Below are 13,800 nucleotides of genomic sequence, written 5' to 3' on the forward strand. Positions count from 1 at the left end.
CTTATCCGGAAAATGCCCTTTGGTAACGAGTAACTTTCAGTTGATAATTTAGCACCAGTCCATGCCAATATCACAGGCAGGAGCTGAATGGGTCAACCCACCAACAGAAATTACGTCCACGCCGGTTTCAGCGATTGCCCGAACGGTATCCAAGCTAACGCCACCGGAGGCTTCGATAACAGCCCTGCCGTCAATCAACTTGACCGCCTCCTCCATGGTCTTAGTATCCATATTGTCCAACATAATCACCCCGACACGACAGGCGAGACACTCTTCCACTTGTGCCATGGTATCGGTTTCCACCTCGATATTTATGGTATGTGGGACTTGGCGTCGTACCCGCTTAACCGCATCGGTAATCGAGCCACAGGCGGCAATATGGTTATCCTTGATCATAACTCCGTCGCTGAGACTAAAACGATGATTACTCCCCCCTCCGACCCGGACCGCATACTTTTCAAGCATCCGCAGCCCTGGAGTTGTTTTTCGGGTATCCACGATCTTCACATCCAACCCATCGATAGCGGCAACAAAGGCTGCTGTCAGGGTCGCTATGCCGCATAGCCGCTGCACCAGATTCAACGCAACCCGCTCACCTCGCAGCAGCGCCCGGGTCGGGCCTATTAGTTCCAACAGGATATCGCCTTTATCGGCGTGTTTGCCGTCCTGAAGAACACGACCATAGGTGGTTTTAGGGTTCAGCTTGGAAAAAATCGGCCAAGCCACCTTTGCCATACCGGCAGCAACCAGTGGCTCACGGGCTGTAAAATAGGCGTGCGATTGGTCTTTATCGGTAAAAATCGCATCGGTGGTGATATCACCGTGTTCTAAGTCCTCATGGATAAACCTATCCAGCAGAGGGTCCAATAAGTAAGCATCCATATCAGCGTAGTTTCTGTAAACGTTGGCTTGATTCCTGGTTTTTCTCCAAACGGGCCACCAGTTCAGCTTCGATCCCCTTTTCCTTGGCAACGATTTCCGGCGGCGCATTATTGAGAAACTTCTCGTTGTTGAGCTTACCGGTTACCCGTTTGAGCTCCTTTTCCAGTTTTCCCTGTTCCCTGTTCAGTTTTTCCAGCTCTGCATCCACGTCAATAAGTCCACTCAGCGAAATAACCAACTCCACATCCTGCACCATGGCGTGACCGGCATCATCAGGAACCTTCCCCTGGGCTACGACGGTAAGGCTTTTGGCTCGAACCATTGCCTCAATACCAGCGGCAAATTCCTCTATCACCGACCTTTTGTTCTCATCCGCACAGATAACCGTTGCCTCAACCTTGGCAGTCGGATGCAGTTCCGCCTCAGTACGTATGGTTCGTAAACCGGAGATAACATCCATCAGCAGCCCCATGTCCTGCTCGGCAGCAGCATCCTCCCACGCCTGATTCACAGCTGGGAAAGGCTGGGTCATGATGGTGGTGCGCTCACCCGGCAACTGGCTCCATATCTCCTCTGTAACAAAAGGCGATACAGGGTGCATGAGCTTTAAAATGTTTTCCAGGACACTCAACAATACCCCTTTAGCATTCTTCCGCTGCTGAGGATCCTCACCGTACAGGTCTGCCTTGATCCACTCCAGATACCAGTCACAGAATTCATGCCAGATAAACTGATAAATGGTAGAGGCAACTTCATTAAAACGAAATCCATCCAGGGCATCACGTACCTGGACAATGGTGGCATTGGTCCTGCTCAGTATCCAGCGATGCGCCAGGTCAAGCTCTTGCGGCCGCTGTGTTACTTCGGTAATGGCAGGATCTTCGTCCTTAATATGCATCTGCGCAAAACGGGCAGCATTCCAGAGCTTATTGATGAAGCGCCGATAGCCATCCACCCGCTCTTCATCCATCCGGATTTCCCTGCCTTGTGCTGCAAAGGCGGTCAAGGTAAAACGAAAAGCATCTGTCCCATACTGGCCGATTGTCACCAGGGGGTCGATGACGTTTCCGGTAGATTTGGACATCTTTTTACCGTCTTTATCCCGCACCAACGCATGGAGATAGACATCATGAAAAGGTACCTCATCCATAAAATGGAGCCCCATCATCATCATCCGCGCTACCCAGAAGAAAAGGATATCAAAACTGGTAATCAGCACAGAGGTAGGATAAAAAGTTGCCAACTCTTTGGTCTGTTCCGGCCAGCCGAGAGTGGAGAAAGGCCACAGCGCTGAACTGAACCAGGTGTCCAGCACATCGGTTTCCTGCTTGAGCTTGCTGCTGCCGCACTTGGTACAGGTTGTGGGGTCTTCCACCTCCACCATCACCTCGCCGCAATCCTCACAGGTCCATGCCGGTATCCGGTGTCCCCACCATATCTGTCTGGAAATACACCAGTCACGGATGTTATCCATCCACGAATAAAACGTCTTGTTCCAGGTGGGAGGATGGATCTTCATCCGTCCCTCCTGCACTGCACCAACTGCCTTGTCGGCCAATGGACGTACAGAGACAAACCACTGCTTAGACGTGGTGGGCTCGACCACGGTGTTGCAGCGGTAACATTTGCCCACTGCGTGCTGATAGTCTTCTATTTTTACGAGATAGCCCTGGGCCTCCAAATCAGCAACGATACGCTTGCGACAATCAAAACGATCAAGCCCGGCATAGGCACCGGCTGCTTCGTTCATGACCCCTTTATCATCCATCACCTTGAGGCGATCAAGATTATGGCGCAACCCAATTTCATAGTCATCACGATCATGGGACGGGGTTACCTTGAGGGCACCGGTCCCAAACTCGCGCTGTACATGGTGGTCGAGCACCACAGGAAGAATTCGGTCTGTCAGCGGCAAGGCAATGCCAATCTTCTCAAGTCCCTGATAGCGCTCGTCTTCCGGATGAACGGCTACGGCCGTATCGCCGAGCATGGTCTCCGGGCGAGTGGTTGCTACCACTACATGTCCGGAGCCGTCAGCATAGGGGTAGCGAACATGATAGAGCTTGCCGTCGGTGGGATCATGCTCCACTTCATCATCCGCCAGAGCAGTGTGGCACCGAGGGCACCAGTTGACAATATAATCCCCTTTGTAGATAAGGCCTTCCTTGTATAAACGGACAAACACCTCTCTCACCGCACTAGAAAGGCCCTCATCCATGGTAAAACGTTCGCGGTCCCAGTCACAGGAGGCTCCCATCCGTTTCAACTGGTTGATGATGGTACCGCCTTTTTCTTCCCGCCACTGCCAAACCCGCTCGATAAATTTTTCCCGGCCAAGGGCATGACGGGTTGTTTCTTCAGCTGCCAGCTGGCGTTCAACAACATTTTGGGTCGCAATCCCGGCATGATCGGTTCCAGGCACCCAAAGCGTATTATCCCCTTTCATCCGGTGATAGCGAACAAGAATATCCTGCAGGGTGTTATTCAGCGCATGACCGATATGCAGAACACCGGTCACATTAGGAGGGGGGATGACGATGGAGAAAGCATCCTTGCCTTCCTCCATTGCTGCGGAAAAACTTTTTTCCTGCAACCAGCGGCTGTACCAGCGCTGTTCTACCTCATCAAACTCATAGCCCTTTGGCAGGTCGTACTTTTCGTTTTCTTGTGTTGTTGATTTTTCCATCGTTTTCTCATACCGGCTCGTGACCGGAGTATAATATGCAAATAAAAAAGTAATTCGAAAATAAAAATTAAAAAGGAGTCTCAGCCCAAGTGAAGTAGGCGCCTGAAGAAGCCTCACGGCTCTTTCAAAATCATATTCAATGCAATGAGCGCACTGATTAAAGAAGACTCCATGGTTTGGGCATAAAAATCTGCGAATACAGACCAAGAGCATAACGATCGGTCATACCTGCGATGAAATCACATACCTTTCGATGCCGCTTGGTCTCTTCATCCTTGGTAAATATCGGCTGTCGCAATTGGCAACAGGCTCCGGCTCCATGCACAGGAAACTCATGTTGCAGAAAGTATCCATACAGGTCCCGAATAATACGCTGCGCCTTTTCAAACTCATCATGAACCCGCCAGTTCCGATACACATTCTCATAGAGAAAGTTACGCAGTTCATTGATGGTTTCCGTCATGCCATCGCTTAAATGAAGGTGCCCATCGTCGGCATCAATGGTGGTTTTCACCAAATCACCCACCATTGCCTTTATTCGCTGAGAAGAGCGTTCTCCCAGCACTTTTCGTAGGGCCACCGGAAGATCACTGTTTTTGACCATGTCCGCCCGCATGGCATCATCCAGGTCATGGTTGACATAGGCCATAATATCACCAACCCGCACCAGCTGCCCCTCCAGAGTAGCTGCCAAGGCTCCGGTATTCTCCGGCAATATGTCCCCGTACCCCTTGGAGTGCTTAAGAATACCATTGCGAACTTCCCAGGTAAGATTTAACCCCTGGCCGTCATTTTCTAAAAAATCGACAATACGCAGGCTTTGTTGAAAATGTTTAAATCCTTTCGGGTGCAGTTGATTAAGACTGTATTCGCCGGCATGACCAAACGGAGTATGCCCCAGGTCATGTCCCAGAGCAATAGCTTCCGCCAGATATTCATTAAGCCGCAGACAGGTAGCCATGGTCCGTGCGATCTGCGACACCTCCAGCACGTGGGTAAGTCGGGTGCGATAATGATCGCCGGCAGGGGCCAGAAAGACCTGGGTTTTATGTTTCAACCGGCGAAATGTCTTGCAATGAATAATACGATCACGATCACGCTGAAAAGCGGTGCGCAGCTCACATGGCTGATGCTTCTGCCGCGAAGAAAAACGACCTCGGGACTGGGTGCTCAGGCAGGCACGAGGGGAGAGAATACGCTTCTCCAACTCTTCCTGCTGCTGCCGGATTGTAAGATTCATGGTATACTCGGGAACCGACTCCTCAGCTTAAATTTTCGTTTTCCCCGCCTCAGGAGTTGCCCACAAATAACGTGAACATCTCGCATTGCATCTTCAGCTCATAGTTGACTGTTCTTCAATCACAAAGCCCCTAACGTAGCACAACTACACCTGCGGCTTCATTCAATAAGTTCACCCAAACCTACCCTAAAGAGGAGTGCGATATTGCCCAACGTAATTACGGGCACCTCCTTAAAAAGATCATTTACGGCTGCCACAGCAGATAGGCTTTGATAAAACGATCAAGCTTTCCATCCAACACAGCATCCACATTCCCCTCTTCGCAATTGGTTCGATGGTCCTTTATCAACCTGTATGGCTGCAGGACATACGAGCGGATCTGAGACCCCCAGGCTATTTCTTTTTTATCTCCCTGGAGATTTTCATGATGCTTGGCCTGCTCTTCCCGCTCCTTTTCCATAAGGCGGGCCATCAGCATTTTCATGGCCATGTCTTTGTTGCGGTGTTGAGAACGCTCATTCTGACACTGCACAACAATACCACTTTCCAGATGGGTAATCCTGATGGCAGAATCTGTTTTATTGACATGCTGTCCACCGGCACCACTGGCCCGATAGGTATCGATACGAATGTCCTTGTCCTGAATATTCACTTCCACATCATCATCCAGCTCGGGCAAAACCATGACCGAAGCAAACGAGGTATGCCTTCTCCCGCTGGCATCAAAGGGCGAAATCCGCACCAAACGATGAATCCCTATTTCTGAGCGCAGGTAGCCATAGGCATATTTCCCTTGGACAAGAATGGTAACACTTTTGGTGCCTGCTTCATCACCAGGAAGCAGATCGAGAATATCGGTTTTAAAGCCTTTATCTTCTGCCCAGCGAAGATACATGCGCAACAATATGCCGACCCAGTCCTGGGCCTCAGTACCGCCGGCGCCGGCATGGATAGTGATAATACCGTTGCCGCCGTCGTACTCGCCGCCGAACATGCACTCCAGTTCAACCAGGTCAATCCGCTCTTGTAATAAAGCCAGAGTGGAAACTACTTCCTCGTAGGTCTCACCATCCCCCTCTTCTACGGCCATATCCAGCAACATTTCCGTTTCTTCGAGATCGTTGTAGCTCTTTTCCCAGGAGTTGATAACCTCCTGCAGCTGGCCGAGCTGTCGCTGCACCTTCTTGGCGGTTGCCTGATCATTCCAAAAATTGGGCGTAAGGGTCTGCCGCTCCAGCAGTTCGACCTGTTCTTTCTTGTTATCTAAGTCAAAGATGCTCCTTCAGCGCAAGCATTTTACCCTTGAGTTGATTGAGCAATTGTCTGGAATCTGCAGATTCACTGATTTCCGCCATGGTATACCTCTTTAGAAAAAAAAATTACTTCTAACCCGAATTTTTCATGAACATTGTGTCAACTTGTTCAGTTATATACCGTTTCCGGATGTTAAACAAAGTCACATAGCGTTTCAAAACCCTCACAATGTTCATGAAAAATCCCGGCTCACGGAACAAGCGCCGTATACTATACAGTTAGCTCATAAGTCTCAAGTGGGGAAAGCAAGATTTCCAGCCTCTTATGAAAAAAAAACTCCCAGCCCACACAAATACGGCCCCCAAACATTACGCACCCCGTCTTCGAAACAGAAAAATAGCAACGACGCCGCAAAGACAACAGGCACCGAAGAGGTAACCATTTCGGGTAAAAATCGTTTCTTCTTCCCATAAAGGAACCTGGCGGGCAAGTGCTGTCGGCACAAACAGTTCCGTGCTCTTGATTATATTACCAACAGGATCAACAAATCCGCTGATACCGGTATTGGCAGCCCGTACCAATGAACGTTTGTTCTCAACCGCTCGAAAAACCGACATAGCCATGGATTGATAGGGCGCACTTGATCTTCCATACCAGGCATCGTTGGTCAAATTCGCCAACAGATTGGCCCCTGCACCAGTGCTTGCTCTGGCAATTTCGGGAAAAATTGATTCAAAACAAACCAGTACACCCATTCGTATTTTTCCCATAACAAGAGGCGCACTGGATTGCCCAGCAGTAAAATCACCGACACTGACCACCAGTGGGGACAGAAACGGCATATATTTTTTCAGGGGAACATATTCACCAAACGGCACAAGGTGCTGTTTTTGGTACTGCCCAGCCAGTCGGCCTCCAGCATCAATCAACACTGCGGCATTGAAATAATCAACATCCCGGCGTCCGTCCGGGTGGGTACCCGTGATAGTATAGGCAGGCGTACCGGTTAACAGCCAGATATTGTTGGCGATGACGAATTGAGCAATCCTGGACGCCAAAGGATCACTTTGCAGATAAAAAGGCAACGCGGTTTCCGGCCAGACAACAAGCTCTGTGTCCCGCTGATCAAGAACCTCCTCAGCGAGTCGAACATAGGTGGCCACTGTCTGCTCTTTTTTTTCGGGAGTCCATTTTTCAGCTTGGTTGACATTGCCCTGCACCACAGCAATTTTTGAGTGCAGTCCACGCGAGACAGCCCTACTCACGACATCGTAGCGGAGAAAGGAATAGCCAAAAATAAAAACGAGAAAGCCGCAGGCCAGCAGCAGCAGCCGCCTCTCCATTCGGATATTCCACCGTACATTCGAGCGCTGCCGGTCGATAATGGCGACAAGTAAACTGTTGCTGAGCAATAGAGCAAAGCTTACGGCATGGTGCCCACCCAGATCTGCGGCTTGAATCAGGCGGGGTTGTGAGTAGAGCCCATAGCCTATGTCCATCCAGGGAAATCCACTGAACAAAAAACTGCGCAGATAATCAAGAGCCACCCAAAGCACCGGTGCAAGCCATACCAGGGTTGAAATAGAGCGCTCCCTGTGCCAGGAACGACCGGCAAAGATACTGAGTAACAAGCAGAATAAGCCCCAGAAAAAGCTCATGTACAGGGCAAGCAGGACGAGTGCCGCGAATGAAAGATAGAGGGGCAAGCCACCGTAACGGCCGACCACGATGACAATCCAATACAGCAGGAAGAGGTGATACAAAAAACCAGCAGCAAAACCAAGCAGACAGCTTTTTTTAGGTGGCAGAAAGAGACAGACGTGCAGCAAAGGAGCCAAGGCTACGAAAAGCAGTGGCCAGAAACCGACCCGACCCGGCATTGCAAGGCCGAGCAACAGCGGCGTCAGGAACCCGTAGACAAGGAAGACACGTTGTGGAAGCTTAGTCATCCTGCTCTACAATCTCTTTTTGGGTAACCCTGATGGTTTTAACCCGTCGCTTATCAGCACTCAGCACTTTAAGATGCAATGATTCATACACTATCAGGGTCCCCACTTCAGGTACTCTGCCGAGCTGATGAATGACAAACCCACCCACAGACTCATACGGTCCTTCCGGCAGGGTAATGGAAAAGTGGGACTCGACTTCCTCTATATCGATCTTGGCATCGACAATTATGGTTTGCTCATCGACAATCCGGAGTTCACTCTCTTCCTGGTCATGCTCGTCATCTATTTCACCAACGATTTCTTCAATAACATCTTCTAAAGTAATGAGCCCACGCACGCCGCCAAACTCATCAACAACCAATGCCATGTGATTTTTTTTTGTTTGAAAGTCGCGAAGCAGCTCAGTTATGGGTTTAGACTCCTGGACAAACAGAGGAGGATTCAAATAATCTTTGATCGCAAAGTCGATACCCACGTTACCGGCGCATATCCTAAGCAGATCCTTGGCATGGAGAATCCCGATCACATGGTCATGGGTTTCTTTGTATACAGGGATGCGAGTGTATCCCTCTTCATTGATCATGGCCACCAGCTCTTCCACAGTAGCATTTTCCTCCGCACACACTATCTCAGCAGAAGGAGTCATGATCTCTGAAGCCAGAGTCCCCCGAAAATCGAAAATAGAACTGATTAACCGCTCTTCCTGGCGGGTTATCAAGCCCTGCTCTTCGCCTTCTTCAAGTAATTCCTGAATTTCGTTTTCGAGTTCTTCAGTGGTATCCGGCCCACCACGAAAACGTATAAAAGATTTCAACCACGCTAGAAAACCCCGCTCGGTCGACGGAGGTTCGGATTTTGAATCAGATGCTGTGTCCATTATTACTGGGAATATCTGTACCTATATTTGATTAAACTAATAGTAACCCATCACGGAGTTGCTAACTATACGATATCAAATTCCTTGACAAGGTAAGCCATCAAAGTTGCTCCAAATTTTCATGGTAGCAAATGACAGCAGGTAAGCGTAGACTCCGAACGAGTGCCTTCGATGGCTTGCAATCAATATGAATACTCATGAAAGTAGGCCGGTTGCGGGCAAAGTCAAGCCATTTCGGCAGACAAAAATACATTTATAAACACTCTTTTCCCCGATAAGGCTGAGTTACCAATGTGTGTAACCTAAATCCTGCACGTCGAATGTTAGAAAAAATAAATTCTACTCTAAAAAACAACATATTGAGCAAAAAATTGATTTGAAGTTCTATTCACGGTTTGAGTGAACCTATTTTTTTCTCACCTTCAACGCCCTTCGGGATCGGCAATTTGACCAAATCTGCTACGTTACCGAAGGCTTGAAGTATTTTTATACGTCTGCGCCTCCGGTGCCTCACATCTTCGGCAGGTAGCGTAGACTCCGAAATTTCCAATTGCAGGATTTAGGTGTAAAAAAAACATCACCAGGGGAAAAGACAATCAATCAGCTCAAGCACTCCTTACAACCACTCTCCCAATCTACTCCACATAGAAAACAAATAAAATAATTTCGAAACATTACCAATAAAAAACATTTCTTCCTAAAAACAGATGATCTTACCCGCTGCGGACTAGGCTTTCTTATTTATTTCTACCAGTTATATAAAAAAAACACTCGAGAAGAATGCATACTCGCAATTTCTGCTTAGAATGTAAGAAACGGGCAAAGGCAGTTCCACCCTGTAAATTCAAAAAGCAGGGATGTGTTGCAGTTTACAGGCAATCACTTTCAGGAGGTGCAGTATGGGGATTCAGGCACTCATTATTCTTGTATTTGTTCTTGTTTTGCTCCTTTCCGCATTTCGTTTTTCCTTAAAGTCCTCTTCCATCGTCTTTTTAGGCGCCCTTTTGGGGTGGACAATGCTCTTTTCACCGCCCACATGGCTGTTTGTCCTGCTGCTTGCCGGTACCCTGAGCCTCCTGGTGGTCCTCAACCATCCTCCTTTCAGGCAACGTTTTTTGACTAAGCCACTCTTTGCACAAGCACAGGCAGTCATGCCCAAGGTCAGTCAAACCGAACAGGAAGCCTTGGATGCCGGCAAGGTCTGGTGGGACGCAGAAATATGGAGCGGGGCACCGGACTGGCAAAAAATTCTTGCTTATCCTCAAGCGTCGTTAACTCCTGAAGAACGTACATTTATCGATGGGCCTGTGGAAACGTTCTGCCGGATGATCGATGATTGGCAAATTACCCACACCCTGCTCGATCTTCCGCCGGAAGCCTGGCAGTATCTCAAAGAGAACAAATTCTTTGGCCTTGTTATTGCCAAAGAATACGGAGGGCTTGGGTTCTCAGCCACTGCCCACTCTGCCGTCATCGCCAAAATTGCCAGTCGCAGTATTCCGGCAGCAGTCACCGTTATGGTGCCTAATTCCATAGGGCCTGCAGAACTACTGTTCCATTACGGTACCCAGGAGCAGAAGGATTATTTTCTGCCAAGACTAGCCACAGGCGAAGAAATACCCTGTTTTGGCCTCACCGGCCCCACAGCAGGCAGCGATGCCAGCGCAACCCCTGATCATGGGATTATCTGCAAGGGCGAATACCAAGGGGACGAGACCATAGGTATTCGTTTAAACTGGCACAAACGCTACATCACCCTGGGGCCCATTGCCACCATCATCGGGCTTGCTTTTAAACTCTATGACCCAGATCAACTCCTTGGAGACAGGGAAGATCTTGGAATCACCTTTGCTCTTATCCCCCGCGATACGCCCGGGATATGGGTGGGGAACCGTCACTTTCCATTGAACTGTCCGTTCCAGAACGGCCCTAACAAAGGCAAAGATGTCTTCATTCCCCTGGATATGGTCATTGGTGGCAGAGAAGGTATCGGCAATGGGTGGAGCATGCTCATGGAAGCGCTGGCTGCGGGAAGAGGCGTTTCACTGCCGGCACTCTCCACCGGTGGGGCAAAGATGGCCAGTCGTGCCATTGGTGCCTATGCTGCCGCGAGGAAACAATTCAACCTGCCCATCCATCGTTTTGAAGGGGTCGAAGAAGCCCTGACCCGAATCGGTGGCAACACCTATATCATGGACAGTGCCCGTGCAATAACGGTGCACGGGATTGATAACGGGGAACGTCCTGCTGTTGTCACTGCCATTGCAAAATATCACCTGACAGAGCTCATGCGCTCCGTAATCAACGATGCCATGGATGTTCAGGGTGGAGCAGGAATCTGCCTTGGCCCTAAGAATCTTCTCGGCAGAATCTATCAATCGGCACCAATAGGCATCACTGTAGAAGGTGCCAATATACTTACCCGTACCTTTATCATTTTCAACCAGAGTCTTCTGCGCTGCCACCCCTTTATCCAGCAAGAGATAAAAGCCATTAAAACCGGCAGCCTCAACCATTTTGACCAGGCCCTCTTCGGCCATCTCGGCTTCCTGCTCAGTAATTTCAGCCGCACCTTGTTCATGGGCTTTGGCGGCAACGCACTGCTTCCCAAACAAGGTGACAAGGTTACAGGAAAATATATCTCACAGGTAACAAGACTATCCTCAGCCTTTGCCCTTGTGGGTGATGTATCCATGCTGGTTCTTGGTGCTGATTTAAAACGCAAAGAAAAGCTGACCGGAAGACTGAGTGACGTAATCAGCAACCTGTTTTTGACCATGGCTGTTATCAAGCATTACCACGACTCAGGGACACCGGTGCAGGACAAGCCGCTGGTTGAATGGGGTTGCCAAAAATGCCTGCATGCTGCCCAGGAAGGTTTGCTGTCCTTGTTTGCCAACTTCCCCGTAAAAGCGATTGGCCATTTCCTTCGCTGGACGGTCTTCCCTCTGGGACGAAGCTACCCCCAGCCTGACGACCGACTCGGACGGCAGGTAGCGGCCATCCTTATCAGCGATACCCCGGCAAGAGATCGACTGACTGAAGGTATTTTCCTGCCAGACAACGAGGAAGAACCGCTGACGCTGCTCGATGCCTATTTGACAACTTCCGCCCAAGCTCAATCAGGAGAAGCAGCCCTGCAGGATGCGGTGAAAACCAACAAGCTCACGGCAACAGGTGCTGAGGAGCGCATTAACGAGGCAGCGCAGAAAAACATTCTCTCGCCAAGCCAGGCTGAGCTCCTGCTGACCCTGGAACAATACCGTCATAAAATCATAGCGGTTGACGACTTCCCAACATTGTAAATGGAGGCATGCATATGAGTCACCACCCCCCCGTGTATGTAGTGGACGGAAGCCGTACCCCCTTTCTCAAGGCAACCGGCAAGCCGGGACCTTTTACCTCTGCCGACCTGCTGGTAGCAACAGGAAAACAACTCCTCGCCCGGCAACCATTTTCGCCGGACCTTCTGAGCGAAGTTATCATCGGCAGTGTGCTTCCCAGTCCGGATGAAGTCAACATTGCCAGGGTAGCCTCACAGCGACTAGGCTGCGGCCACAAGGTACCGGCATGGACTGTACAGAGAAATTGCGGTTCAGGTATGCAGGCACTGGAGACGGCAGTAGACAGAATCAGGGATGGTCATTCAAATTTTATTCTTGCCGGCGGGGTAGATGCCATGAGCCATGCCCCTGTGCTGTTCAACGATGAAATGATCGGCTGGTTGGCAGACCTGAATAAGGCAAGGGGACCACTGGCTAAACTCCGTCAGCTTTCACAGCTTCGGCCCCGCCACCTGCGCCCTGTTTTCGGCATATTAAGAGGCCTTACCGACCCGGTGGTTAACCTCAACATGGGACAGACCGTTGAAAACCTGGCAGATATGTTTCATGTGCAGCGTGAAGAGATGGATCAGTATGCCCTGCGCAGCCATCAACGTCTGGCAGCAGCATACGACCAGAAAAAGATGACCGAAGTGACACCAATCTATGACCGTAATGGACACGCTTATACAGAGGACAACGGGCTGCGACGAGACTCCACCATAGAAAAACTGTCACGGTTGCGACCGGTTTTTGATCCCCGATTCGGCAGAATCACAGCCGGCAACGGGGCCCAGATAACCGACGGTGCGGCATTGCTCCTGCTGGCAAATGAAGAAATAGTCAATCAATATCAACTACCGGTGCTTGGTACCATTGTTGACACGCACTGGGCAGGTCTTCCGCCGGAGCATATGGGACTCGGACCGGTACACTCCACAATCCCCCTGCTGGCAAAAAACCAACTCCAACTCTCTGATATTGATTACTGGGAAATCAATGAAGCCTTCGCGGCCCAGGTCATTGCCTGCCTGCGGGCATTTGCTGATCCGGTGTACTGCAAGCAGCACTTTGATTTGAAAACTCCGCTTGGCAGCATCCCGGAAGAGAGAATCAATATCGATGGAGGTGCCATAAGTCTTGGCCACCCTGTGGGATGCAGCGGAGCCCGCATCGTTCTCCATCTGCTCAATACCCTGCAGCAAAAAAAGGCGCAAACCGGCTTGGCAACCCTCTGTATCGGAGGGGGGCAAGGGGGAGCAATGCTATTGAAAAGAGGCTAACCCGAATTTCTCATCAGTTCAGGCGGCGTCAGGTTCAAAGTTTTTGGCAATGAATAGGTAAGCGTAGACTCCGATAGTAGCCTATATTCATTGCCAAAATACTGAAGAAAATGATGCTGGATGGACTGAACTTTGGTGAACATTGTAAAAAAATACCAAATCTATTTGAATTAACATAACTCAAGTTTCGGGGTTGGCTAGGGCAACCAAAGCCCCTCACTTTTTTAATAAAAACGCATAATTAACGAGAAAAGCCTTTTACTCTCTGATATATTGTTTTTGCCAAAAAATAATATAAAAACAGGG

At 49.7% G+C, this 13,800-nt stretch carries 8 protein-coding genes; 2 read left to right on the forward strand and 6 right to left on the reverse strand.

The genetic code is table 11. The features are described 5' to 3' along the window. Positions 1 to 48: 48 nt before the first annotated feature. The 6 genes from nadC to JWH17_RS07950 all read right to left on the reverse strand — a co-directional run bounded on the left by nadC (position 49) and on the right by JWH17_RS07950 (position 8,825). Complete coding sequence (gene nadC / locus JWH17_RS07925) at positions 49 to 882, reverse strand: carboxylating nicotinate-nucleotide diphosphorylase (protein ID WP_205222057.1); 834 nt, start codon at positions 880 to 882, stop codon at positions 49 to 51. 1 nt (position 883) lies between these two features. Continuing rightward, complete coding sequence (locus tag JWH17_RS07930; RefSeq protein WP_205222058.1) at positions 884 to 3,568, reverse strand: valine--tRNA ligase; 2,685 nt, start codon at positions 3,566 to 3,568, stop codon at positions 884 to 886. Positions 3,569 to 3,725: 157 nt separating this feature from the next. Beyond that, positions 3,726 to 4,808, reverse strand: a complete 1,083-nt coding sequence (locus JWH17_RS07935; protein ID WP_205222059.1) for a deoxyguanosinetriphosphate triphosphohydrolase — start codon at positions 4,806 to 4,808, stop codon at positions 3,726 to 3,728. 244 nt (positions 4,809 to 5,052) lie between these two features. Next, a protein-coding gene (gene prfB, locus JWH17_RS07940) for a peptide chain release factor 2 (protein ID WP_232370973.1) occupies positions 5,053 to 6,163 on the reverse strand; the annotation gives its coding sequence in 2 pieces (ribosomal slippage) (positions 5,053 to 6,078 and positions 6,080 to 6,163; 1,110 coding nt in all). A gap of 267 nt (positions 6,164 to 6,430) precedes the next feature. Then, the gene (gene lnt / locus JWH17_RS07945; protein ID WP_205222060.1) at positions 6,431 to 8,011 is read right to left on the reverse strand and encodes an apolipoprotein N-acyltransferase; all 1,581 of its coding nucleotides are present in this window, start codon (positions 8,009 to 8,011) and stop codon (positions 6,431 to 6,433) included. Continuing rightward, on the reverse strand, positions 8,004 to 8,825 hold the full coding sequence (locus JWH17_RS07950) for a hemolysin family protein (protein WP_232370974.1): 822 nt from the start codon (positions 8,823 to 8,825) through the stop codon (positions 8,004 to 8,006). Before JWH17_RS07950 ends, lnt begins: the two co-directional genes overlap by 8 nt. 962 nt (positions 8,826 to 9,787) lie before the next feature. Here JWH17_RS07950 and JWH17_RS07955 point away from each other — a divergent pair. Then, entirely contained in the window at positions 9,788 to 12,193 is a 2,406-nt protein-coding gene (locus tag JWH17_RS07955) for an acyl-CoA dehydrogenase (RefSeq protein ID WP_205222062.1), read from the forward strand. 14 nt (positions 12,194 to 12,207) lie between these two features. Next, complete coding sequence (locus tag JWH17_RS07960; protein WP_205222063.1) at positions 12,208 to 13,494, forward strand: acetyl-CoA C-acetyltransferase; 1,287 nt, start codon at positions 12,208 to 12,210, stop codon at positions 13,492 to 13,494. The last annotated feature ends 306 nt before the right edge of the window (positions 13,495 to 13,800 follow it).

The organism is Desulfogranum marinum (genome assembly GCF_016918565.1).
Lineage (GTDB): Bacteria > Desulfobacterota > Desulfobulbia > Desulfobulbales > Desulfobulbaceae > Desulfogranum > Desulfogranum marinum.